The following is a 22,587-nucleotide window of genomic DNA, read 5'->3' as shown; positions in this document are numbered from 1 at the left end:
CCGCCCGCCCGCCGATGTTCCCAGAATGACATGAGTTACGCGCGATGGATCGTGTCAGCGCCAGTATCTTCATCGCTACGTCCCGCAAACCAATTCGCCAACAACGCACCAGAGATGTTGTGCCAGACACTGAAGATGGCACTCGGGACAGCTGCAAGAGGGGAAAAGTACGCCGTCGCGAGAGCTGCACCAAGACCAGAGTTCTGCATTCCGACCTCGATGGCAATCGCCTTGCGCTTGGCAAGTGAGAGGCCTGTTGCCTTTGCAGCAAAATATCCCAGCAGGTAGCCAAGACCGTTGTGCAGGACCACGACCGCGAAAATCATCAGGCCAGACTGAACAATGGCACCCTTCGAAGCACCGACCACGGCCGAAACAATCAGCACGATACCGATTACGCTGACCAGAGGCAGTGCCGGAACCGCGGCCTTAACGACACCTGGAAGTAGCTTCTGCAAAGCGGCACCCAAAGCCAACGGCACAAGCACAACCTTGACGATGCTGAGAAACATGGCCCAGCCATCGACTGGAAGAAACTGGCTGGCAAACATCCAGACGAGAAATGGTGTTACAAGCGGCGCCGCAAGCGTTGTCACCGAGGTGCAAGCAACAGATAGAGCAACATCACCCTTGGACAGATAGGTCATGACATTGGAGGAAGTGCCACCGGGGCAGCAGCCTACAAGGATCACACCTGCCGCAACTTCCGGCGGCATGGGGATAAGCCAGGTCAGCAGCACCGCCAGCAACGGCATGATGAGAAACTGGCCAAGCACGCCGATGGCAACATCGAACGGACGCCTTACAACTTCGCGAAAATCATCCACTGACAAAGTCAGGCCCATGCCGAACATGATGATGGACAGGAGGGTTACGATCCAGGGTGCGATTTGTTTGAACGTATCTGGGAAGAAGAAACCGAGGACGGCGAAGAGAATGACCCATCCGGCAAAGGTTTTGCCCACGAAAGTCGAGATGGTTGCCAATGATTTCATGTTATCACTCCCCAAACCTAGAAATTGCCCAAACCTTAGAAATTGATTGTGACGTCTAATCGCGAGGACTGAGGTGTCAAGGCGTGTAACGCCTCACGTCGTCTCGCTCCACGGACTTAAGCGTTAAAAGACGCAGTATCCAATTCTGGATGGGCAAACTCCTGCCTAAAATGGCGATTTTTGTAGAAGTGTCATGCCAAATTGCATATTCTAACAGCGTTGGTGCGTGCTGCGTGCGCCACGGGTTCCTTCCCGAAATCAACGGAGACTTCGATCAACCTCTCACAAGGGAGCGAGAACCCATGTCTTCAGCAACAAGACCCGGTCGCATTCAATCTACTCTACGCCACTTCCTCGACAATGAGGCGTCTGGCGGCATCGTTCTCATGGTTGTCGCCGTTCTGGCGATCATCACCGCCAATTCACCGGCGGCAAAAACATATTTCGACCTCCTGCATGTCTATATCGGGCCGCTCAGCCTCCAACACTGGATCAACGACGCATTGATGGCCGTGTTCTTCCTGCTGGTCGGCCTGGAGATCAAACGTGAAATGCTGGATGGTCAGCTTTCGACCTGGAGCCGTCGTATTCTTCCAGGGGCGGCCGCGGCCGGCGGCATGCTGTTTCCCGCTCTGTTTTACGTGTATTTCAACTGGAACGATCCGGTAGCGTTGCGCGGGTGGGCAATACCGACCGCGACCGACATTGCTTTTGCGCTGGGTGTGCTCTCCCTCCTTGGAAGCCGGGTCCCCGCCTCGCTGAAGATATTTCTGGCTGCGCTAGCCATCATTGACGATCTCGGCGCGGTCATCGTGATCGCGATCTTCTACACGGCCGATCTCAATATGATGGCACTTGCTGGCGCTGGTGTCGTAGTTGGCAACCTGATCATTTTCAACCGCATGGGTGTGAGGACACTTTGGCCTTACCTCGTGCTTGGAGCGGTGCTTTGGGTATTGGTCTTTGCGTCCGGTGTTCATGCAACGTTGGCTGGTGTCATTCTTGCACTCACGATCCCCCTCAAGCAAACACCAGGCACGCCCGAGGCAGCGCACCACGAATCTCCGCTTCATAAGCTCGAGCACCTGATCCACAAACCGGTCGCATTTGTCATTGTCCCTATCTTCGGATTTGCCAATGCGGGCGTCTCCTTTGCCGGTATTTCCACGTCCGTTTTCTCTGAACATCTGACGATGGGTATCGCCGCTGGCCTATTGCTCGGCAAACTAGTTGGAGTACTTGGCACCGTGGCCCTATTGGTGAAACTCGGCGTCGCAGATCTTCCTGCCCAGGCAAGCTGGAGTCAGGTCGCAGGCACTGCCCTGCTCTGCGGAATAGGGTTTACGATGAGCCTGTTCATCGGTCTTCTTGCGTTTGACGATCCAGGTGTTCAGGACCGAGTAAAAATCGGTATTCTCGCGGGCTCGGTGATCTCGGGGGCGCTGGGTGCCCTCGTGTTGTCCGTGGCTGGTCGACGGCGCGCTGCCATGACATCCGAGCAACGCTGATCGTTCTCTTCAATTCCGGCGAGGCAAGTCAGATTGCCTCGCCAAAAACGGTTTGAGCAGCTTCTCTCACCCGTTGTTTGTCGCTTTCCAGGCTCAAGGCGAGCTCAGCCCGGGCTAGTGCCTCTGTCGAATGTCGGGCAGCATTGTCTCGAAAGCCAAGCGCATTGAACCGCGCCAAAATACCAAACGCCTTCTGGAGACGCAGACCGACTTCAACAATGGCTGCACCATCGCGGGCGATCGGTGTGAACAGGTCGTCGAAAATATCATTGAGCCGGATTGCCGGGACATAGACATTTGAAAGTGGGACGGCATCGTGGCGAGAGATCTCCACAGGTTCGTCCCAGACTGCCAGTATGCGGAGCGCGCGTGCGATGACATCGATCGCAGTACCGGGATCATTGATCGCAGGTGAAAGAGCACGGGATGCAATCTCGGCAAGGACTGAAGCACCAAACCTCGGATCCTGATCGAAAGATCGGGTGTCCTCGACGGAAAAACATGTTCTGATCGAGGCCAGAACGTCTCCTATATTGTTCTCTCCCACGCAATCGATGGATGCCACCGGACTTTTAGGATCGATCAACTGTCCTGGGATTAAGCGCACAAAAATGCGCGCCTTTACATCATTGGCAATTTTGGACAGTGCGCCGGTATCGATATGCTGAATGTAACCAATCCTGTCGATGAACACATCCATAGCAGAGACTGGAATATCCTTCTCGTCGACCAACCTGTTGCCACCAAGGTAGGGGCTCTGATGTCGTGCGCGCATCGCCTCGATGGTCACTGTCTCCACCCGCTCCGTCGTCTCTGTCACGCGGCCTAGTCGAGAAAGATGGTCGATCCAGCGCAGCAGTGTGACGACGATCAGCACGATAACTGCGATGGTCACGACAAATAGAACAACCCGCCCGCGATCACCGTAAGCGCCGGTGCTCAGCGCAATGATACCGACGAGGCTAAATAGAAAGGAGCCGACGAATGTTGCGAGAACATTTTGCGTCGTGCTGTCTTCCATGACCAGTTTAGTCGCGCGCGGCGTCACATTGCTGGTTGCGGCGGAATAAGCAGACACCATGGTGCTGAGGGAGAATGTCGTTACCGTCAGCATGCTGGAAGCAATGATGCCGAGGATGTTGTCAACGGCGTCAGCGCCGATTTTCGTCGGCAGATCGCTTGGAATATATGGGCTGATCACGATCGCGATGAGAGCTGTGGCAACGGCCAGTATCGAGAACAGTGTCGCCCGAAACCAGATGCGGCGCGCAACCTTTGCAAAAAACCAGGCCCATCGTGATGTCATTCGAATTCCATATTCCATAAGTAATGCGCCCGAACTGGCCTTTCCAACGTGGCGTTCGCTTCACTGACGAGAGCGCCAAACCCGCAATCGCTGCGCACCAGCCAACGAAAAACAAACGCAATGCTACGATCAATCGTTTTCGTTTGGAATGTTTAGCAAATGACCGCAAGCCTTGCAGTGAACCGCGTCAACTTCGTGCCTCTGAAGACCGCACGTCTCACAGGGGTAAAGAACTTTGTAGGGCCGAACGATCGATTGGGCGAGCCTGACGAAAAGCGAGATGCCAACGATCATCGTGACGACGGACGTTAATTTTCCCAAGGGACCAGGCAAGGTGATGTCGCCGAACCCCGTCGTGGTCATCGTCGCGACTGTAAAATAAAGCGCGTCTACAAAACCGACGAGACCGCTCTGGTGATAGAAAAAAGTGGTGTAGACGAACCCTGTTACCATGAACAGGAAAACGAAAAAGTTCAGCGATGCGCGCGCGACGTCTCTGTACTGATGGCAACCTAGCCGCTTGAGAACGAAAGCGAAGAGCGGGCTCTCGCCGACTGCCCACAATCGCATTGCCCGCAGAAATGCGAAGTTGAAAAGCGCACTGGGAAACAAAAGCGTCGCCAATATGACAAGGTCGATCCATGTCAACGGTCGCTTCAGGAATGCCATGATTGAGCCGGTTGCGAAGGCTCGGGCAAGCAGTTCAGTGAGAATCCAGACCGCGATGAGGTAATCGATAATCATATATGATGGCCCACTGCGCAGGACAGGGCCGAAAATAAAGAACGCAATGATGCTGACATCGATCACGGCGAGTACCGCCTGCCAGCGCAAAGCCCATGTGTCGCGTCCGCTTTCAATACGGCGCAGTTTGCTCTGCAGCAGCTCGATCCGGCCTGATAAGCGGCTTTTGGCTTCTACGTCTGGTATCATTCTTAACGGATAAAGGTCCGCCACCACCAGGTCAACTTTAAGCGCTGCTCTCTAATCGGCCTGATCTGAGTGATAGACGACCACCAATCTGACGCATGCCGGAGATCAGTGGTCGTCATTTATTTCAACCCCGTTTCAAGCTAGGGTGAAGATCAGTCCCGACAGACCAAAGCCGAGGAGACCCACCAGCGTCTGCATGACGGTCCAGGTCTTGAACGTGGTTTTGATGTCCATGCCGAAGAAACGGCCAACAAGCCAGAAACCGGAATCGTTGACATGGGATAGCATAACCGAGCCCGATGCGACTGCTATCACGATAGCCGCCAGCTCTACGCCTTGATAACCAGCCGCCTGGACAGCAGGCTGGATAAGTCCCGCAGCGGCGATGAGGGCAACGGTGGCAGACCCCTGCGCGACGCGTAGCGCCGTAGCGATCAGAAAGCCCGCGACGAAGACGGGCATACCAATGTCGGACAGAGCGCTAGACAGCGCGTTGCCAATCCCCGAGGCGCGAAGGACACCACCAAACATACCACCGGCCCCGGTGATCAAAATGACCGAGCAGACTGGACCCAGGGCGGAGTCAACAATGCGTTCGACCTTGAGGGGATCTCGACCGCGCATTGGGCCAAGCACGACGGCAGCGACCAAAACCGATATCAACAGTGCGATCGGCGTCGAACCTATGGCGCGAAGCAGCTGAAACCAGGAAGCGTCTTTGTTCACCCATTCTTGGGCGCGGGCAAAATCCAACCCCGTATTCATGAAGATCAACAGCAAAGGCAGAAGCAAAAGTGCGACCACCAAGCCAGAGCTGGGTAAGGACACGTCGTCATCCACGGATTTTTCCTCAGAGACATTTTCTGGGATAGGTAGAAAGATACGCTTCCCGATCCATTGACCGAAAAAATGGCCCGCAAAGATCCATGTTGGGATGGCAACGATCAAGCCGACGATGATCAGCAAGCCGACATCAGCACCCAGCAACTCTGATGCTGCAACTGGACCTGGATGCGGCGGCACAAAAACGTGCATGCAGGAAAACGCAGTTGCGACCGGTATGCCGTAGAGCAGCAGGCTGCCACCGAGACGGCGACCCACCGTGAACATCACTGGAAGCATGACGACGAGGCCTGCGTCAAAAAAGATCGGAAATCCAAAGAACAGGGATGCGATTCCTAGAGCCATAGGCGCACGCTGCTCGCCAAAACGCTCAATCAAGTCGTCTGCCAGTGCCTGTGCACCCCCAGATACCTCCAACAAACGGCCCAGCATCGCACCAAGCCCGACAAGAAGTGCAACGCCGCCAAGGGTAGAGCCGAATGCGGTGGTGAGCGTGTTCATGATGTTTGCAGCGGGAATGCCCGTCACGAGCGCCGTCAGAAAACTGACGAGTATGAGCGCCACAAAGGCGTGAACACGAAATTTGATGATAAGCAGCAACAGAAGTGCCACTGCGCCCACTGCTATGGAAATCAGGGTACCTGCGGATAATGTCTGTTCGAATTCGGGCAAATGATCACTCCTTCAATACGGGATCTGACTTTCGCCACCTGTTCCAAACGGCCGTTCGTGGCTTAACTGTTTGGGCTCGCCGAAAGTCAAATCGAGCCTCTTATGAAGAAGTCATCGCTCGGCTTCAACGCGAGACTATCATTTAGCAGTAACATTACCGAGCGTGCGCTGCTTTTAGCGTATCTCGCCTTGAAAGGATCAGAACCGCCGACGCGTTATCCAAGCGGGCGCGGAAAGGTGTCCACTCAACACGAAAAGAATGCGGCTGGATCTCGCTTAATCACGTCACACCGCCCGATGGCTTGGACACCAGCAAGCTAACGAACCCCGTTGCAGCAATCATTGCCACAAACATCGCAAACCCTACGCCGGCGAGAGCCAGACCATAAGCACTTGCGGCGACGCCTACGCCCATAACAGGTATGGACTGTGCTATATACAGGACGAGGAAGAAGGTAGAGGTGATCTCGCCACGAAGGTGCGAAGGGCTCTGTTCGGCCAGTGTACTGAGGGAAGCGCGAAAGCTCATGCCCTGGCCCACTCCGGCGAACGCTGCGCCCGTCAACAGTATTGGCAGGGACGATACAGCAATACTCATGCCAATGAGCAATATACCCGCCGTGAGTGCAGCGGTGCCAATCAGCATTGCCTTTCGGTCCGCCATTCTGGTGCTGCCAACCTGCCCCAGCGCCGAAAATCCGAGTTGCGCAAAGACAACAAGCCCGCATACCAGGTGATTGGCTATGCCAAGGACGTGCAGCAACAAGGCTGGAGCGACAGAAGCAAACAGACCTAATACGGAGAACCCTGCAAAGCCGGCCGTGGCGGCACGGATAAATGTTCCGCGAACCTCGGGTGGGAGTCTCAGCCGCTGGAACTCCCATTTAAAGGATCTGCCTTGACGGTCGAGCGGCTCGGCGATCATGCTGACCCCTGCGAACGTCAAGATGACCAGCACAATGTGAACGACGTATGGAAGCGTAAGAGGAAAAGCGGTGAATTCAGCAAGCGCACCCGCGAGGACAGGCCCAAGGCCCAGGCCAAGCATGTTCACTAACGCCGCCGTCAGGCTGTAGAATCGCTTCCTCCCTGCCGGAGCCAGGTCGGTTAAGGCTGCGGTGGCAGTCCCGGTGATTATGCCCACTGAAAGACCTGAAAGAAGACGGCCGAAGAACAGGGTCGCCACAGTGTCGGAGAAGTAGAAAACAGAACTGCTCAACGCCGCCAACACGAGGCCGGGCAACAGCAGTGCTCGACGTCCTATCTGGTCGGAAAGGCGTCCAAAGAGAAGCAAGGCGGCGGCGATCCCCACCACGTAGGTCGTAAAAATTGAGGCGACCATAAGTCCCCCGAAACCAAATTTATCCTGATATATTGGATAGAGCGGCGTCGGCAGGGTCGGACCAAGCATCGTCACGAAGAAGGCCGTCGCGATCACGACGGCAGCCTGACGGCCGCGCAGTTTGCGCGGCCACCGGCCCTGGTTTAGGGTCGAGTTACTATGCGTCGACATTTCAGTGACCAGCATTCAAGAAGAAGGGAACAGTCGCGTCTTTGCGTCCCGGCTTGGCGAGCCCTGCACGCTGATAGATCCGGTCTCGCGATGCCCCAGCCAATTCAGCAATAGAATGGGTCTGATGGAGGACACCGTTGGATTTCATCACCTTCCCAGCGACCATGACGTAGGTCACATTGCCGGAATGGGCTGCGGTGACAATAGTGGCGGCCACATCAGTAGCGGGCAGAAGGTTGGTATCGGTCAGCCGGATCATGATAAGATCGGCCTCCTTGCCAACTGTGATACTGCCGGTTCGATCATCGATCCCACATGCGCGCGCGCCGTTGATGGTTGAGAAAGCAAGCAGGTCGCGGGAGTCGAATGTCGGCAGGGTCTGAAGATCCCGCTCCATCATTCCTCCTGCTCCCGCACGTGTCAGCTGCTGATAGACGAGCGCTGCGCGCATTGCGCCGAACAGATCACCAGCGGCAGACGTTTCGACGTCAAGGCTGAGGCTCGGTCGCAAGCCTGCGGCAATCATGCGGTTGGTGGCAGGCTGGCCGAGCCCCGGCATGAAGGCTTCGATCGATGATGCCACAGAAACCTGGGCATCGTGATCCGCCAACATCCGCAATTCATCGTCAGTGGACGTGCAGGCGTGAATGAAGAGCATATCCGAACCCAGCAATTTGCTGTCGTTCAGGTTACGGATTGCGGCCTGTTGGACGCCCCATTCACCCAGGCCGACATGCATGCTCATCTGCAGGCCAAGATCGCGGGCAAGACTGATATCATTTGCGGCGATGTCTATTGTCGATAGTTCGGGTCCACGGATCATTGCGGCGAGGGTGACGCGTGCGGTGTCGTCCGACAGAACAGTTTCCCGCACGCGGCGGATGTCTGCAGGGTGAGCCCTTTCGCTACCGAACTGCCAGGATTCCGCTTCCGTGGACGGCCAGCCATAGGCGAAGACCGCCCTGATTCCAGATTCCCAATGCGCCGCAATTGCAGCGTCCGCATGATCTGGACTGTTCATAATATGCGCCTCGTCGCGAACGGTGGTCACGCCAGCGTCGAGAGACATAATGCCAGCCGCAAGGTTCCCGATCCTGACGTCTTCAGGTTCGAGGTGCGGGCCGAGGCCAATTTGTACGTGGTTGCGGTACTGGGCATAGGTCCATGATGGATCCAGACCGCGCAAAGCACCCTGCCATGCGTGCCTGTGGGTATCGATGAAGCCCGGTAAAAGCGCATGACCTGCGCCATCAACGATTTCGGCTGTATCATCCGCAAGATCGGGACCGACATCAACGATTTTGCCGTCGACGACCAGGACGTCACCAACGAATTCGCCGTGTTCATCGTCCTGTGAAAGAATATACGCGCCTTTGATCAAAACACGTGTGTTGGAAGAACCATTCATTTTAATTTCCACTCATAAAGTTATCGTGTGAAGTTCGTTGTCTCTGCGAGATGCTCGATGATCGAAAGCTGTGCTGGCCTCCATCCGAGTTGTTCAGCACCCGTGCTGACAATCTTCTGGTCCAGAAGCAGAGCCTCCCCAAGCGCACCCAGACGCTTGACAGTTGCGGCCACGCCCTCTGGCTCGACGCGTCCGTGCAACCCAATCGCCGTGCTGGCAGCACTCGCGATTTCTAGCGCTGTCGGAGCATGTGGGTTTGCTCCGATCAGGTAGGTCCCGGCAGGGGCCTTCTCGAGAGCGAGTACGTATAGTTTGGCGAGGTCATCGAGGTGCACGTTGCCCCAGTGTTGTTGTCCACCGCCGACAACCAACAGAGATTGTTCTTCTTCACCAACTCGGGGAGCATTGGCGACGAGTTGCAACAAGCTGTCTCCCCGTCCATAAACGAGAGCAGGCGAGATCACACTGCTGCGAACACCATCGGCCCCCAGGACGCGCCGGGTTAGTGCCGGTCGCCACGCGGTGATCTGCGGCGCGCGAAATCCCGTGGTTTCGCTGATGGCATCACCACTACCGTGATCCCATAGACCAGCTGTCGACACGAAGGGCTTATTGGCTTTGCCAAGACCCTCGAGGATAGCGGCTACGACAATTTCTTCAGTTCGAGCGCTAGTTTCGTCGCCGGGCGACGCGAGATGGATCGCTCCGTCGACGGTCGCGGCACTCGCCGTCAAAAATGCATTGTCCCTTACGTCGCCGACCCTTGCGACTGCCCCTCGCTGCCGGATACTTTCCGCTTTCGCTTCAGAGCGTGTAATGCCGACCACATCGTGGCCAGCTGCGACGAGTGCTTCTAGCGTCGCAGCGCCAACATAGCCGCTAGCCCCTGTCAGTAAGACCTTCATGGTATGCCTCATCTGGTTGTTGATGATGAGGTTATAATGATGCGTGGAAATGATCGCGTCTAACGATAAAATACGATATAGTGATCGAAGAATTCACTAACTGGGTTCCCAAATGGATCAACGAAGACTCGAAGCGTTCGTACAACTGGCGCAGGAATTAAATTTCACACGCGCAGCACATCATCTTCACATGACGCAGTCGACGCTCTCCGCGACAATACGATCGCTGGAATTGGAGCTCGATGCCACGCTCTTTGATCGCTCGACCAGATCGGTAGCGCTGACAGAGAGTGGAAGGATTTTCCTCCCCCATGCCAGAAATGCAATCAGCGCCATGGACGCTGCAAAAACTGCCGTGCATCCATCAGGTGGTTTGAAGGGGACCCTCACCATAGGAATGCTAAGCGGCCTCAAGCTGATAGATGTGCCCGCCCTTTTTGGAGACTTTCACCGCCGATATCCTGACGTTCAGATGCGGCTCCAGACGTCGCGGCGGGGAACGGACGAGCTTATAGAACGATTGAAGGAAGGTAGCATCAACGTTGCGTTTGTCGGCACAAACCTCAACGATCGAACACTCCGGACAATACCAATTCGATCCTATCGGTTGCAACTCGCTACCTCCGTTCATCACCCTTTGTCCAAGCACAGCGACATTACGCTTGCTCAAATCGAAAGAGAGCCTTTCGTTGATATGCCGCCAGGCTTCGGACAACGTGCTGTCATTGATGAGGCCTTTGCTCAGCGGGCGTTGTCGCGCTCGGTGCTAATTGAAGTGGCCGAGTTGACGACAATACCGGATTTCGTTGCGCAAGGTCTTGGCATCGCCCTGCTGCCGCCAGAACTTGTCGGCAATCGGTCAGACGTTGTGATCGTGCCAATCCGCGACGCCCAGGTTTCATGGACACTCAGCGTTGTCGTCAAAGCTGTCGAGGTGACCAGCCAGACGGTCAGTGCATTTCTTGACCTCATTCCGCGGCATACATTGAGTGAGCATCCATTTTGATCGCGGTGATAGAACACATGGGCGAATAGAGTAGAGCATTGAACGCCATGTCGGATATTACCGCTTTTGATTTTGCCAAGCGAAGGTCGGTTGACACCGTTAACACGGCGGTCGGAATGGGTGCTTCAACGACCCGGTCAATTGCTTGAGCTTTCCCATGCAAAAAACTGAACTCCTTCGTGCGTGTACAACGGCAGGCAGTTCGGCCACGTCTCCACAGCACCTTCTCGGTGCATCACTCTTCGATCCTTTCCATGCAGGCCTGAACCGGCATAACTAGTTTGGCAATCGCCCCGTTGATTGCCACCGAACACTAACCGGGCGGGATGCCGACTTGCTGTCTACACCCATTTTCACAGTTCTTTTATACAACTGACGGCCTAACTCACTTCAGCGCCCATTCATGAGCCAAGTCACGTTCAGTGACGCGAGATCCTCCACCGCATGTTCCAGCTGAATATGTCCGGCCGCTATTTCGTTCGATACTGCCTCCATGGCCCCGATCAGGCCAACGCATCGCCGCCGCACGGTTGCCGGATCGAGTTCGGACAGCGGCTGGATGGCTTCGGCGTAGAAGGTCGCATGTTCTTCTCTCATCTCGCGATGGTAGGCATCCATCATTGCGTCACCGCGCAGGGCAGCTCCGATCGCATGCCATTCAGGTCCGATCGTCGTCGCGCACTCCAAATAGGCCATCGCCAGTACCCGCGCGATCCTTTCGGGTTCGCGAGGTGTGCCTTGAAGTGCTACCGCCAAAGCCTCGACCTGCCGGTTCATCGCCTCTCTATAGAGCGCCATCATCAGACCAGACCGGGTTTCGAAATGGTCATAAGCAATGGGCTTGCTCACGCCCGCCCGCTCGGCAAGCCATCCGAGCGTTAAGGCATCGGTTCCCTGCTCACGTACAATGTCGGACGCGATCTCCAAAAGCTGGGCACGGCGATCGGCTCTAGGCAGTTTCTTGGACATTCACCACAATCCTAGCTTGACACAAACATAAACTACCATTAGTAACTTACATATAGTAACAAAATGCGAAGCGTTGCGAAAGCTCTTGCAGCACGAATTTCACGGAAATCCCGCATGCCTTTCTCTCGTCGAACCCTGCTGGCTGGCCTCACGGCTTTGGCCCTTGGATTTACCACCCCAGTATGGGCGGAGGCACCGCCGATGCCGCCCTCGTCCATTGTGTTCACCAACGGAATAAAGCTGAACGTATACGAGGCGGGATCGGGGCCGGCCGTCGTCCTCCTGCACGGCTTTCCGGGCCTAGCCTACACGTGGCGGCACCAAATCTCTGCGCTGGTGGCAGCAGGCTACCGAGTCATCGTCCCCGACCTCCGCGGCTACGGGGCAAGCGACGCTCCAGCCGATGTCGATGCCTACGATATAACAAGCCTGACGGGTGACCTCGTCGGTTTGCTTGACCATCTCAAAGTGCGTGAGGCCGTGTTTATGGGACATGACTGGGGTGGTCTGCTCGCCTGGCAAATGGCGCTCCTCCATCGCGAGCGGGTGGCGGGCGTTGTCTCGCTGAACACGCCGCATGTTCCTCATTGGGGGCTTTGGCTCCATCCCGACATCGTTCGCCCCGCCCTGGCCAAGGGCAAAACCTTTGTTGCGGACCCGAAGGTCGATCCAATCGACCAGATGCGCAAGGTTTACAGTCGGGACATGTACGTCCTGATGTTCCAGGATGGAGACAGGGCCGATGAGGCCATGAACGCAGCCCCTCGCGCGACCATAAGATCTGCGTACCGCAAAGACCTGATGCGGTCCTCTGCGTGGGGCAAACTGCCTGAATTCGTCGTCAACATGGAGTACTACGGCAAGCCGATCCCCGCTGAGCTGCCGGGCAAGGACGTACTCAGTGCCGACGAGCTCGACGTCTACGAGCATAACTTTAGCCGGACAGGGTTCACTCCCGCTATTAATTGGTACCGAAACATTTCCAGGGCTTGGAAAGCGGGCCTTGGGGTCGATCAGAACGTCCGCGTCCCTGCCTTGATGATTACTGCGGAGCATGACGTCGTGTTGCGTCCCAGCATGACCGAGGGTATGCGCGACCATGTTCCCGACCTTGAGACACACGTCATTCCAGAGGCGTGGCATTGGACGCCTGAAGAGAAGCCTGATGAAGTCAATCGGTTGGCGATCGACTGGCTGCAACGCCGCTATCCGGCGCGCTAAATTCCGAAATTGAAGGCCACTATTCCGTCGATGCAAGTCGCTGCGCTGCATGCGCGGCTCCCTGCGGGACACATAAACGAAATAAGGAGATTGTTATGGAAGCTCCCATTCTGTTTGCCGGGGGAACCGGCGTCATCGGCCGCGAGGGGGTCAAGGCATTTCGCAAGCGCCATCCCAGGGTGCCGATCCTTATCGGTGCGCGCGACATGACACGCGCGCACTCTCTAGCCGAAGAGGTCGGTAAGGCTGCTGCCGTCCAGATTGATATCAACAGGCCCCGTCTTGGATTGGAGAAAGACGATCAGCTGGGCGGGGTCGTGATGATGGCTCCGGACGATGGGCTGACCGGCCTCTCGCATGCCCAGGACCTTCGCGTCCCCTATCTCAGCATGGGCAACTGGCTGGTCGAGGTCGGCGCCGAGATGGCGCACGTCATCCGTCGCCCGGATGCCAGCCCCGTTGTGCTCGCCAGCCATTGGCACGGTGGACCGGCTGTGTTCTTGACGCAGGCTGCGACGAGAAGCATGGACGCCGTGCACTCTGTATCTGTTGGAGCGATCGTTGACGAGCAGGACCCTACAGGTCCCGCCGCGATCGCCGATATGGAGCGCGGTTCCGAAGGCGGATCCGGCGTCTGGGCCTTCGACGACGGGCGCCGCGTCTGGCTGAACGGGACAGCAGCATCCCGCGAGATCCGGGCCCTCGACGGCCGACGTTTGAACGGAAGTGCCCTCACGCCGTACGACATCGTCAGCTTGCATTCGATGACGCAGGCCCGGTCGGTAAGGTTCGATCTGGCGATGGCTGAGTCGTCCAGCCGGCGCAGGGGAGAGGGCATTGCAACCGAACTGGTAGTCGAAATCGAGGGCGAATTGCGCGACAGCCCATGCCATCGACGCCTCACGCTGGAGTTCGGCAAAGGTCAGGCAGCGCTAACGGGACTGAGCGGTGCGCTGGCTCTCTCAATGGTTCTGGGCCTAGAGGGAAAGCCCGCGTTCCCGTCAGGCCTCTACTTCCCGGAGCTACTCATGGACGCCGACTGGTACCTTAACGAGTTGCGGGCCGAGGGCGCCGTCATAGAGCTTTGAGAGCATCGACCTCGACCACCCCAACCAGAGTAGGGCAAATATGCACATCCTGATCGTCACGGCCCATCCGGACCCTGCTGCGTCCTATACGCATGCCGCAGTCGCTCGGCTGGTCGATGGGCTCGAGAGCCTTCCCGGCACCACGCACGAGGTCCTGAACCTGGCGTCGAGCGGGTTCGACCCGCGGTTCGCAGGCCCCGACAATGATCTCTTCCATGGCCGCGGGCAAATGCCGGTCGACATCCGGGAAGAGCAGCGACGCATCGATCGGGCCGACGCCCTGGTGCTCGTGTTTCCGGTCTACTGGTGGTCCATGCCGGCCGTCATGAAGGGCTGGATCGACCGGGTGTTTATCCAGGGTTGGGCCTTCATTGATGATGGCGAAAAAGAAATGAAGCGGCTGCTCGTGCACCTGAAAGGACAGGTCGTCGCGATCGGCGGTGCTGATTACGACACCTATCAGCGTCGCGGCTACTTCGATGCTCTGAACGCGCAGATTGTCCAAGGCATCTTCGGCTACTGTGGCATGCCGGTCATCGGTCTGGACCTGCTGCTGCCCGTTGACCGAACAGGTGTGGAAGAGGGCCTTCAACGTGCCTTTGACATCGGCCGACGCGTAGCGGGCGCATGAACAGCTGCCTGCTATCTTAGTGCTCTAGGAAGAAACAGCGACGTTTCCGCAACCGCCGCCTTCGATGTGAGCGTAACATCTGACAGAAGTTGTCGCGTTAAGCCAATTCAGTTACGATTAGCCGATAGCGCTTGGAGTGTCATTTTTCCCCAGATCCCACCCACAGAGCGAGACAGAACAGCTGGGAAGCGTCGATTCACGTGCTATACGGCATCATGATGATCAAGGTCCATGCCAAAGCGATCCGTTATTGGGACGGGAACGACGATGGGCAGATTACAGTATAAGCCCTTGGTCCGCGGTCGTGGAACTCGACCGCGGATTTACTGTGCAGCGGAGCACGCACATTTGACGCGACAATACCTGATTGGTCGGGATGGGATGCGAGCCAACGCACGCACGTATGCGGGGATATTTCGCCCATTCTTTTCCACCTACGCCTTGAGGGGTTACGAACCGACGACCCTGCAACTACGAATGCGGTCAGTATGAAAGAACGCGGTAGCTAACGCCGCTGTTTCTCGTACCGGATGTCGTTTTGTGAATCGCTGCCTAACACGTGCGCGCAAATTGCCCGGTCAACTGCCTGGACGACATATATCCGTTGTCGGTATATTGCCCTTATGAATCCTCAGTCCCTTCCCGTTCCGAAGACGCCAAACATATCGAACGCCACCGGACGCCGTCGATCAAGTGCCAAACCGTCCTGTATTTCTGTGATGTGTTCGCGCATCAACGAAACCGCTTTCTCGACATTGCCGGAGGCACAATGCTGAACGAGGTCGTCGTGATGGTCATGCCATCCTGCCAGCCCCACCTGATTGTCGAAGAGATGCACGATGAGGCTTGTGCGAGCAACCAGCAGGCGAACCTGATCGGCCAGAATGCGATTGCCTGATAGTTCGGCCATGAGCACATGGAAACCACCGGAGAGGTGGATTGCCTCGCGTATATAGCCCTGCTGTCTCAGTTTGTGCTCCTGGTCGATATTGTCGCGCAGTTTTGCGATGGCGGCCGGGTCAGCGGCCCGTGCCACGGCTTCGGTAGTCCCAGCCTCGATCGCCACACGGGCGGCGAATACCTCGACGGCCTCAACTGCATCCGGCGCAGCCACGAACGCTCCGCGCTTGGGAAAGAATATGACAAGCTTCTCCCAGGTCAGCCGCTGCAGAGCCGTTCCAATCGTCCGCCTTCCAACCCCAAACGCTTCCATCAACGCGAGTTCGGTGAGCTTTGTCCCGGGGGGAAGCCTTTGATCGACAATGGCGGCGAACAGGTGCGCATACGCCTCGTCAGCGTCATCGACCTGCGGTCTGTTTCGGTCATTCATCACGCCAACCAACCGTTTGTTCTGCTTCATTGTTGTTCTCTTTGGCGATGTTTGTTGCGGCGGATTGTGCGCAATTTTGTGCGCTTCGTTGTTTTCGTTAACGTTCGCAGACTGGCACGTGCCTTGCAATACCATCAGTAGGCAATATCAAACAGGGGAATGACATGCACAATTTTACCACCACGCGTCGGACCATCCTTCAACTCGGCCTCGCGGCACCATTTGTCCTTAAAGCTGGGAGGGGTTTCGCAGCAACGCCGGTCAAATTCTCGTTCTCTGCTCCTTTCGATGGCTCAAACTCTCCATTCCTTCTGGCTGAGAAAAATGGCTGGTATAAAGAAGCCGGGCTGGAATGCCAGTTTGATGCCGGTGGCGGGTCTGGTGAAGCTGCTTCTCGCACGGGATCGGGTGTGTATGACGGGGGAACCGTCGATATCAACAACGTCGCAGAGTTCAACTCCAAGAATCCGGCTGCAGAGATCAGGGCTGTCTACATGCTCTATTTCAAGAGCCCTCTTTGCGTCGCTACGCTATCCAAATCTGGCATCACCAAGCCTTCTGAACTCGTCGGCAAGACGGTTGGTGCGGCTGCGCCGGATGGTGCTTACCGCCTCTTTTCAACCTACGCGAAAACGACGTCGATCGATCCTTCGGCCATCAAGTGGAACATGGTGGGCCTCCAGTTGCGTGAGGCGGTGCTTGCCGGTGGCAGCGCGGACGCTATCCTGGGATTTGATTCCACCATGTATTTCGGGCTGGTCAAAGCTGGGATTTCACCCGCCGACATCAAGTTCCTCTACTACGCCGATGCGGGCCTTGACCTCTATGGCAACGCAATTGTCCTGTCGAAGAAGTTTCGCACCACCAATCCTGAAGCTGCGAAGGCTTTCGTCGCAGCCAGTGCGCGCGGTTATCAGGCCGCTGCGGCTGATCCGAAAGCCGCTATCGCCGCTCTCAAGGATCACTCGCCTCTGATCAATGCAGCGTTGGAGGAAGAAAAGCTGCGCTGGCTGGTGAAAAACCAGTTCACGACCGAGGAAACCAAGACGAATGGTCTCGGTGGCATTGACGCCTCGCGCCTTTCAAAGTCGATGATTGCGGTTGCTGAAGGTTTCGGACTGCCCTCAGTGCCCAAGGCGGAAGACCTGTTCGACGCCTCGCTCCTACCCTCCGCCGACATCCGGAAGCTGCCGGCATGAGCTTTGACCTGGTGATCCGCGGCGGGACGATCGTCACAGCGTCCGACGTGACGAAAGCCGATCTCGGCATCCGGGATGGCCGCGTCGTAACAATTGCGGATCATATTTCCGGCGGCGAATGCGTCATTGATGCCAGCGGGCTGCTGGTCATGCCTGGCGGTATTGATGCCCATTGCCATCTCGACCAGCCTCAGGCACCAGGACTGGCATCCAAGGGCGCGACGATGGCAGACGGTTTCCGATCCGGAAGCATCAGTGCCGCCTTTGGCGGCACGACAACCATCGTGCCCTTTTGCGTGCAGCACCGTGGTGAGTCACTAACCGCAGCCGTCGCCGACTATCACAACCGGGCCAAGGGCCAGTCAGTGATCGACTACGCGTTCCATCTGATCGTTAGCGATCCGACGCCTGCCGTTCTTGGACAGGAACTGCCGGCTCTTATCCGCCGAGGCCATACCAGTATCAAGGTCTACATGACCTACGATGCGATGGTACTGAGCGATCGTCAAATCCTCGATGTTTTCGAAACCGCGCGCCGGGAAAAAGCCGTGATGCTGATTCACGCCGAAAACCATGAGATTATCGGTTGGCTGGCCGAGCGGCTGGAACAAAATGGCCATACAAGGCCGCTTGGTCATGCACAATCCAGGCCACTCCCCGTCGAGCGTGAGGCGACGCATCGCGCAATGACACTTGCGGAGATTGCAGGCGTGCCGCTGGTCATTGTCCATGTGTCCGGTGGCGATCCGCTCGACGAAATCCGCCGCGCCCGCGCCCGCGGCTATGTGGTGATCGCCGAGACCTGCCCGCAATATCTCCTGTTGACGGAAGACGACCTCGACATGCCCGATATGCTGGGTGCCAAGGCGATGTGCAGCCCGCCTCCCCGCGATACACAAGCACAAGCCGCTTTATGGCGGGGGATTGAAGATGGCACCGTCGATATCTTCAACTCCGATCATGCGCCGTACCGTTTCGACTCGGACGGGAAGTTGAAGGCTGGCCCTACCCCTACGTTTCGTGCCGTAGCAAACGGTATTCCCGGCCTTGAGACGAGGCTGCCCATTCTGTTTAGCGAAGGCGTCGTCAAAGGTCGGATCGACTTGCAACGCTTTGTCGCGCTCACATCGACGAACAATGCCAAGCTCTACGGCCTGCATCCACGCAAGGGGACTATTGCTGTCGGTGCCGACGCCGACCTTGCGCTTTGGAACCCTGAACGGCGCGTAACCATCACCAACAGCATGCTGCATCACAATGTCGATTACACCCCGTTCGAAGGGCTGGAGGTGCAGGGTTGGCCGGAAACAGTGATCAGTCGCGGTGAAATCATCATTGAGAAAAACGACCTCAAGGCAGAGCCCGGGCGTGGCCGGTTCCTGATGCAGGAAACATCATCCGCCTGGAAGACGAGGGAGATCAAATCGTGGATCTAAAGATTGCAGGAAAACGCGCGCTGGTTCTGGGCGGCAATCGCGGGATGGGGCTTGCGATCGCCAAATCGCTTGCCGCCGAGGGAGTTGCCCTAACGATTGCAGCTCGCGACGAAAAGGCACTTGCCCATGCGGCAAAAGAGATAGGCACAGCCGATACGATCACGGTCGACCTTTCCGATACGGCGGCCCTCGGAGCGTTTGCGGGAAGGGTCGGCGACATCGACATCCTCGTCAACAATACCGGCGGTCCGCCTTATGGCAGCGCGCTTGGCCGTGATCTCATGGATTGGGAGGAAAGCTTCCAGAGTATGTCCCTTTCGGTCATAGGGCTGACAGATCTGTTCGTTCCCGCGATGCGCGCTAAAGGCTGGGGCCGCGTCGTGACCGTCGTCAGCACCGGCGCGATACAGCCGATCCCCGTGCTCGGCATATCCAATACGTTACGGGCGGGTCTGATTGCATGGTCGAAATCGCTTGCGCCGGAAGTGGCGAAGGATGGCGTGACCGTCAATATCCTGATGCCGGGCCGGGTCGCAACCGAGCGCGTCGCGTTGACCGACGACGCCACGGCCAAGCGGGAAAACATCGCCGTGGAGACAGTGCGCCAGCGATCCTTCGAACAGATTCCAGTGGGTCGATACGCCGAACCAGAGGAAATTGGGGCGGCGGCCGCATTCCTGTGTAGTGGTGTCGCGTCCTACATCACAGGATCCGTTATCAGGGTCGACGGAGGTTATGTCCGTCATGTCTAACAAGAGCGCGGTCGAGACCGGATCAGACGTACGTTTGTCGGCCCGCTCCGGCTATACGGGTTTTACTGTCGGATGTGCTCCCGGTTACGTGCAGGCCAATGTCTACATCGTGCCCGACCCCTTTGCCGCAGACTTTCTGGCGTTCTGTCACGCCAACCCCGTGGCGTGCCCAATGCTCGGCAGAGGCGAGACAGGCTCGTACTCTTTGCCTGCTCTCGGCAGAGACATCGATATTCGAACGGATTTGCCGTCCTTTCTCATACATGAGCAAGGCCTTGAGAGATCGGCAGGAGACATTGTCGATCTGTGGCAGGACGATTTCGTCGTTTTTGCCGTGGGATGTTGGCTAGGCGCAGAGGGTGCGCTCGCAAAAGCTGGCATCCGCATGCGCCACCGCGAACTTGGACTTCAGGGCGGGCTTTACCGCACGCGCCTCGCCGCCACCGCTGCGGGACCATTTCACGGACCGCTGATCGTTTCAATGCGTCCCTTTCACAAAGACGACATCGATCGCGTGATCGCCACGACGGCAAGAACACCGCTCAGCCATGGAGCTCCTCTCCACATTGGTGATCCAGCCGAACTTGGGATCGAGGCTCTCGATCAAGCCACTTGGGGAGATGTCGTTCTTCCCAACGAGGATGAGACTGCAGTTTTCTGGCCCTGCGGTCTGACTGCTCTGCAGGCGCTCAAGAACGCGGAGATGCCGATTTTTATCAGCCATGCGCCGGGCGCCATGCTCGTGACCGATCTCAAGGAGGTTTTTGCATGACCCTTGTTCGCCCAACACTCAAACTGACGCATCGTGGTGCCATGCTCGTCCTCAATGCAGGTATCGAGGCTGCGCAGGCAATGGGGGTCCCGCAATGCATCGCGATTGTTGATGAGGGCTGCAACCTTTTGTCGTTCATCCGGATGGATGGCTCGCGCGTCCTGTCCATCGAGAGCGCGACCCGCAAGGCGATGACCGCTGCCACAACAGGGCAGCCCACCGGTGGCATTGCCGCCGACAAAGCGCTTCTTCTTGCAGAAGCGACGTCTGGCCGGATGACCAACCTGCTTGGAGGCCTGCCACTGATTGCCAATGGTCATATTGTCGGCGGAATCGGAGTGGGTTCCGGCACGGGTGAACAGGACCTCCAGATCGCCGAGGTCGCAGTCGATGCCTTCAACCGTCATACGAACGGAGGCACGCCGGCATGACCGCCACGAAAGATCTCGCGACACACCAGACAAAAAGAATTGCACAGCTTGAAAACGTGCAGGTCCGGTTCGGCCAGGGAGACGATGCTTTCCTCGCACTGGATCGCACCAATCTTGTTGTTCATCCCGGCGACTTCGTAGCGATGGTCGGTCCGTCTGGCTGCGGCAAGTCGACTATCCTGAAGCTCGTCGCCGGCCTGCTCCGTCCGACCGAAGGGGTGGTGTTCGTGGCAGGACGAGAGGTGGGCGCCGAGCAGGTTGGCATCGGCATGGCGTTCCAGAACCCGACAATGCTGCCCTGGCTGACGATCCGGCAGAATATCATGCTGCCACTCAAGATCGTTAAGCCCTACGCCGCTACTTTCCGGCGCGACAAGCACACAGCTTTCCGCGATCGTGCCGACGCACTTCTCGCCAAGGTCGGCCTCACCGGCTTTGGCGATCGCCGCCCCTGGGAACTATCTGGAGGAATGCTGCAGCGTGCCAATCTTTGTCGGGCGCTCATTCACTCTCCTCAGCTATTGATGCTGGATGAACCATTCGGTGCACTCGACCAGTTTACGCGTGAGGAACTTTGGTCCGTGCTGCAGGATCTCTGGATCGAGACCAAACCCACCGTCTTCCTCGTAACCCATGACCTGAGAGAGGCGGCCTTTCTTGCGAGCCGGATTCTGGTCATGAGCGCCCGCCCCGGCCGCGTGACCGAAGACCGACAGGTGACATTCCCCCGGCCACGCACACTCGAAACGACTTTCGAAGCTGAATTCACCGACCTGACGAATGATCTGCGGCGCATGATCTTTGCAGCCCGTCAGAGCAAGGAGATAACGGCATGAGGATCTCGAGGAAATCAAAGGAAAATCTGAAAGCGGCCGGTTTCATCGTCACACTGTTTGCGATCTGGGAGGTTGCCTGTGTTGTCTTTGAGATTAGTCCGATCGTGTTGCCTCGACCGAGCGCAATCTTTTCGACGCTTTTCGTACAGATGCCTGCCCTGTGGCCCCACATCGTCCAGACGCTCGTCACAACGATGATAGGTTTCCTGCTGGGTACCGTCATTGGTCTGGCGCTCGGTGCCTTCGTCGGGATTTCGCGAACAGCCTACAACGTTGCCTATCCGTTGCTGGTCGGATTTTCGTCGATCCCCAAGGTGGCTGTGGTCCCTATCTTTGTCCTCTGGTTTGGATCAGGGACGGTTCCAGCCGTTCTGACGGCACTGACGACCTGCATTTTCCCGATCGTCGTCAATGTGGCAACCGGCCTTGCCACCACTGAGCCAGAGATGGAGGACGTCTTGAAAGCACTCGGCGCAAGCCGCCTCCAGGTGCTGTGGAATGTCGGCCTTCCCCGAGCGATGCCTTACTTCTTCGCGTCTCTGAAGGTTGCCATCACGCTTGCCTTTGTCGGGACGGTTCTGTCTGAAACAGTTGCCGCGAACCGGGGCATAGGGACCGTGATGATGATGGCAACATCCAGCTTCGATGTTCCACTTGCCTTTGCAGGGCTGTTCGCGCTCGCGATCCTTGGGATCGCGCTTTACGCCGTGTTCGCCGTCATCGAACAGCGGGTCTGTGGCTGGGCCAATCGAAAACAAGAATTCGCTCTGAACTGAGTTTCAGACCGGATCACATCTTTGCTCACGCGGGCGCGACAGTTTCCGTGAACCAAA

At 57.1% G+C, this 22,587-nt stretch carries 21 protein-coding genes; 12 read left to right on the top strand and 9 right to left on the bottom strand.

Features of this window, described 5'->3' with window-relative positions; all coding sequences use genetic code 11:
- Window positions 1–35: 35 nt before the first annotated feature.
- Window positions 36–995 carry a bile acid:sodium symporter family protein gene (locus tag ASF29_RS16515; protein WP_062451766.1) on the bottom strand — a complete coding sequence of 320 codons (960 nt, stop codon included), beginning with the start codon at window positions 993–995 and terminating at the stop codon, window positions 36–38.
- Window positions 996–1,297: 302 nt separating this feature from the next.
- On the opposite strand from ASF29_RS16515, the gene nhaA reads away from it, so the two are divergent.
- On the top strand, window positions 1,298–2,503 hold the full coding sequence (nhaA, locus tag ASF29_RS16510; protein ID WP_062451765.1) for a Na+/H+ antiporter NhaA: 1,206 nt from the start codon (window positions 1,298–1,300) through the stop codon (window positions 2,501–2,503).
- A 28-nt stretch (window positions 2,504–2,531) separates the two neighbouring features.
- On the opposite strand, the gene ASF29_RS16505 is transcribed toward nhaA, so the two are convergent.
- The 6 genes from ASF29_RS16505 to ASF29_RS16480 all read right to left on the bottom strand — a co-directional run bounded on the left by ASF29_RS16505 (window position 2,532) and on the right by ASF29_RS16480 (window position 10,083).
- Window positions 2,532–3,809, bottom strand: coding sequence for a DUF2254 domain-containing protein (locus ASF29_RS16505; RefSeq protein ID WP_062451927.1), 1,278 nt, complete (start codon window positions 3,807–3,809; stop codon window positions 2,532–2,534).
- A gap of 129 nt (window positions 3,810–3,938) precedes the next feature.
- The gene (locus ASF29_RS16500; protein ID WP_062451764.1) at window positions 3,939–4,742 is read right to left on the bottom strand and encodes a potassium channel family protein; all 804 of its coding nucleotides are present in this window, start codon (window positions 4,740–4,742) and stop codon (window positions 3,939–3,941) included.
- 135 nt (window positions 4,743–4,877) lie between these two features.
- A complete protein-coding gene (locus ASF29_RS16495; protein ID WP_062451763.1) occupies window positions 4,878–6,257 on the bottom strand; it encodes a gluconate:H+ symporter in 1,380 nt (459 codons plus the stop codon).
- A 280-nt stretch (window positions 6,258–6,537) separates the two neighbouring features.
- Complete coding sequence (locus ASF29_RS16490) at window positions 6,538–7,770, bottom strand: MFS transporter (protein WP_082453549.1); 1,233 nt, start codon at window positions 7,768–7,770, stop codon at window positions 6,538–6,540.
- A gap of 1 nt (window position 7,771) precedes the next feature.
- On the bottom strand, window positions 7,772–9,178 hold the full coding sequence (locus ASF29_RS16485; RefSeq protein ID WP_062451762.1) for an amidohydrolase family protein: 1,407 nt from the start codon (window positions 9,176–9,178) through the stop codon (window positions 7,772–7,774).
- A 20-nt stretch (window positions 9,179–9,198) separates the two neighbouring features.
- Complete coding sequence (locus ASF29_RS16480; RefSeq protein WP_082453540.1) at window positions 9,199–10,083, bottom strand: NAD-dependent epimerase/dehydratase family protein; 885 nt, start codon at window positions 10,081–10,083, stop codon at window positions 9,199–9,201.
- A 112-nt stretch (window positions 10,084–10,195) separates the two neighbouring features.
- Here ASF29_RS16480 and ASF29_RS16475 point away from each other — a divergent pair, with 112 nt between their 5' ends.
- A complete protein-coding gene (locus ASF29_RS16475) occupies window positions 10,196–11,089 on the top strand; it encodes a LysR family transcriptional regulator (protein ID WP_062451760.1) in 894 nt (297 codons plus the stop codon).
- A gap of 390 nt (window positions 11,090–11,479) precedes the next feature.
- Here the strand turns inward: ASF29_RS16475 and ASF29_RS16470 are convergent, their stop codons facing one another.
- On the bottom strand, window positions 11,480–12,058 hold the full coding sequence (locus ASF29_RS16470; protein ID WP_062451759.1) for a TetR/AcrR family transcriptional regulator: 579 nt from the start codon (window positions 12,056–12,058) through the stop codon (window positions 11,480–11,482).
- A gap of 114 nt (window positions 12,059–12,172) precedes the next feature.
- Here ASF29_RS16470 and ASF29_RS16465 point away from each other — a divergent pair, with 114 nt between their 5' ends.
- From ASF29_RS16465 to ASF29_RS16455, 3 genes are all read left to right on the top strand, one after another.
- On the top strand, window positions 12,173–13,279 hold the full coding sequence (locus ASF29_RS16465) for an alpha/beta hydrolase (protein ID WP_062451758.1): 1,107 nt from the start codon (window positions 12,173–12,175) through the stop codon (window positions 13,277–13,279).
- Window positions 13,280–13,374: 95 nt separating this feature from the next.
- The gene (locus tag ASF29_RS16460) at window positions 13,375–14,367 is read left to right on the top strand and encodes a hypothetical protein (protein ID WP_062451757.1); all 993 of its coding nucleotides are present in this window, start codon (window positions 13,375–13,377) and stop codon (window positions 14,365–14,367) included.
- Window positions 14,368–14,407: 40 nt separating this feature from the next.
- Window positions 14,408–14,998, top strand: coding sequence for an NAD(P)H-dependent oxidoreductase (locus ASF29_RS16455; protein ID WP_062451756.1), 591 nt, complete (start codon window positions 14,408–14,410; stop codon window positions 14,996–14,998).
- Between the two features lie 631 nt (window positions 14,999–15,629).
- Here ASF29_RS16455 and ASF29_RS16450 read toward each other — a convergent pair.
- Entirely contained in the window at window positions 15,630–16,358 is a 729-nt protein-coding gene (locus tag ASF29_RS16450; RefSeq protein WP_062451755.1) for a GntR family transcriptional regulator, read from the bottom strand.
- Window positions 16,359–16,492: 134 nt separating this feature from the next.
- Here ASF29_RS16450 and ASF29_RS16445 point away from each other — a divergent pair, with 134 nt between their 5' ends.
- Genes ASF29_RS16445 through ASF29_RS16415 form a run of 7 tightly spaced genes read left to right on the top strand, consistent with a single transcriptional unit; the run spans window position 16,493 to window position 22,530 of the window.
- The gene (locus ASF29_RS16445; protein ID WP_062451754.1) at window positions 16,493–17,527 is read left to right on the top strand and encodes an ABC transporter substrate-binding protein; all 1,035 of its coding nucleotides are present in this window, start codon (window positions 16,493–16,495) and stop codon (window positions 17,525–17,527) included.
- Complete coding sequence (gene hydA, locus ASF29_RS16440) at window positions 17,524–18,963, top strand: dihydropyrimidinase (RefSeq protein ID WP_062451753.1); 1,440 nt, start codon at window positions 17,524–17,526, stop codon at window positions 18,961–18,963. Before ASF29_RS16445 ends, hydA begins: the two co-directional genes overlap by 4 nt.
- Window positions 18,954–19,715 carry an SDR family oxidoreductase gene (locus tag ASF29_RS16435; protein WP_062451752.1) on the top strand — a complete coding sequence of 254 codons (762 nt, stop codon included), beginning with the start codon at window positions 18,954–18,956 and terminating at the stop codon, window positions 19,713–19,715. Before hydA ends, ASF29_RS16435 begins: the two co-directional genes overlap by 10 nt.
- Window positions 19,708–20,487, top strand: coding sequence for a DUF1445 domain-containing protein (locus ASF29_RS16430; protein WP_162237910.1), 780 nt, complete (start codon window positions 19,708–19,710; stop codon window positions 20,485–20,487). Before ASF29_RS16435 ends, ASF29_RS16430 begins: the two co-directional genes overlap by 8 nt.
- The gene (locus tag ASF29_RS16425; protein ID WP_062451750.1) at window positions 20,484–20,918 is read left to right on the top strand and encodes a heme-binding protein; all 435 of its coding nucleotides are present in this window, start codon (window positions 20,484–20,486) and stop codon (window positions 20,916–20,918) included. The genes ASF29_RS16430 and ASF29_RS16425 overlap by 4 nt, the downstream gene beginning before the upstream one ends.
- The gene (locus tag ASF29_RS16420; protein WP_062451749.1) at window positions 20,915–21,754 is read left to right on the top strand and encodes an ABC transporter ATP-binding protein; all 840 of its coding nucleotides are present in this window, start codon (window positions 20,915–20,917) and stop codon (window positions 21,752–21,754) included. Before ASF29_RS16425 ends, ASF29_RS16420 begins: the two co-directional genes overlap by 4 nt.
- Entirely contained in the window at window positions 21,751–22,530 is a 780-nt protein-coding gene (locus ASF29_RS16415) for an ABC transporter permease (protein WP_062451748.1), read from the top strand. The genes ASF29_RS16420 and ASF29_RS16415 overlap by 4 nt, the downstream gene beginning before the upstream one ends.
- The last annotated feature ends 57 nt before the right edge of the window (window positions 22,531–22,587 follow it).

Origin of the sequence: Rhizobium sp. Leaf262, from assembly GCF_001422245.1 — a bacterium.
GTDB lineage: Bacteria > Pseudomonadota > Alphaproteobacteria > Rhizobiales > Rhizobiaceae > Agrobacterium.
This window is presented reverse-complemented; position numbering and strand designations above follow the sequence as displayed.

What these genes read in the sequence shown, in the direction of transcription:
- ASF29_RS16515 (WP_062451766.1), bottom strand. Translation starts at nt 995, where the DNA reads ATGAAATCATTGGCAACCATCTCGACTTTCGTGGGCAAAACCTTTGCC.
- nhaA (WP_062451765.1), top strand. Translation starts at nt 1,298, where the DNA reads ATGTCTTCAGCAACAAGACCCGGTCGCATTCAATCTACTCTACGCCAC.
- ASF29_RS16505 (WP_062451927.1), bottom strand. Translation starts at nt 3,809, where the DNA reads ATGACATCACGATGGGCCTGGTTTTTTGCAAAGGTTGCGCGCCGCATC.
- ASF29_RS16500 (WP_062451764.1), bottom strand. Translation starts at nt 4,742, where the DNA reads ATGATACCAGACGTAGAAGCCAAAAGCCGCTTATCAGGCCGGATCGAG.
- ASF29_RS16490 (WP_082453549.1), bottom strand. Translation starts at nt 7,770, where the DNA reads ATGTCGACGCATAGTAACTCGACCCTAAACCAGGGCCGGTGGCCGCGC.
- ASF29_RS16485 (WP_062451762.1), bottom strand. Translation starts at nt 9,178, where the DNA reads ATGAATGGTTCTTCCAACACACGTGTTTTGATCAAAGGCGCGTATATT.
- ASF29_RS16480 (WP_082453540.1), bottom strand. Translation starts at nt 10,083, where the DNA reads ATGAAGGTCTTACTGACAGGGGCTAGCGGCTATGTTGGCGCTGCGACG.
- ASF29_RS16475 (WP_062451760.1), top strand. Translation starts at nt 10,196, where the DNA reads ATGGATCAACGAAGACTCGAAGCGTTCGTACAACTGGCGCAGGAATTA.
- ASF29_RS16470 (WP_062451759.1), bottom strand. Translation starts at nt 12,058, where the DNA reads ATGTCCAAGAAACTGCCTAGAGCCGATCGCCGTGCCCAGCTTTTGGAG.
- ASF29_RS16465 (WP_062451758.1), top strand. Translation starts at nt 12,173, where the DNA reads ATGCCTTTCTCTCGTCGAACCCTGCTGGCTGGCCTCACGGCTTTGGCC.
- ASF29_RS16460 (WP_062451757.1), top strand. Translation starts at nt 13,375, where the DNA reads ATGGAAGCTCCCATTCTGTTTGCCGGGGGAACCGGCGTCATCGGCCGC.
- ASF29_RS16455 (WP_062451756.1), top strand. Translation starts at nt 14,408, where the DNA reads ATGCACATCCTGATCGTCACGGCCCATCCGGACCCTGCTGCGTCCTAT.
- ASF29_RS16450 (WP_062451755.1), bottom strand. Translation starts at nt 16,358, where the DNA reads ATGAAGCAGAACAAACGGTTGGTTGGCGTGATGAATGACCGAAACAGA.
- ASF29_RS16445 (WP_062451754.1), top strand. Translation starts at nt 16,493, where the DNA reads ATGCACAATTTTACCACCACGCGTCGGACCATCCTTCAACTCGGCCTC.
- hydA (WP_062451753.1), top strand. Translation starts at nt 17,524, where the DNA reads ATGAGCTTTGACCTGGTGATCCGCGGCGGGACGATCGTCACAGCGTCC.
- ASF29_RS16430 (WP_162237910.1), top strand. Translation starts at nt 19,708, where the DNA reads ATGTCTAACAAGAGCGCGGTCGAGACCGGATCAGACGTACGTTTGTCG.
- ASF29_RS16425 (WP_062451750.1), top strand. Translation starts at nt 20,484, where the DNA reads ATGACCCTTGTTCGCCCAACACTCAAACTGACGCATCGTGGTGCCATG.
- ASF29_RS16420 (WP_062451749.1), top strand. Translation starts at nt 20,915, where the DNA reads ATGACCGCCACGAAAGATCTCGCGACACACCAGACAAAAAGAATTGCA.
- ASF29_RS16415 (WP_062451748.1), top strand. Translation starts at nt 21,751, where the DNA reads ATGAGGATCTCGAGGAAATCAAAGGAAAATCTGAAAGCGGCCGGTTTC.